Here is a 239-nt window from a genome sequence, read left to right on the forward strand (position 1 = left end):
GGCATTTTCATCCCACCGAAAACGTGGCCGACAAGCTGAGCGCGGTGGCGCTTTCGGTGCAAGACATCCTGTTGCATGTGTCGCGCCCAATGCGGTGGGACAGCGATCACGTGATCCTGCTGGATGACAGTATCCGGAGCATGGCGCAGGAAATCGTCTTTGCCGATCTGCTGGGCCGCACGCGGATCGGGCTGGACTTCTTTGATGCCACGATTAGCCGCACCGCCGCTTGGGTGATC

At 60.3% G+C, this 239-nt stretch carries 1 protein-coding gene; it reads left to right on the forward strand.

All coding sequences use genetic code 11. The features are described from left to right. Positions 1-239: L-rhamnose isomerase (locus R0J87_RS24275; RefSeq protein ID WP_498889608.1), on the forward strand; the 239-nt coding region annotated here is incomplete at both ends.

The sequence above is a fragment of the Halomonas sp. SIMBA_159 genome (assembly GCF_046536035.1).
In the GTDB taxonomy this organism is placed as follows: Bacteria; Pseudomonadota; Gammaproteobacteria; order Pseudomonadales; family Halomonadaceae; genus Vreelandella; species Vreelandella venusta_A.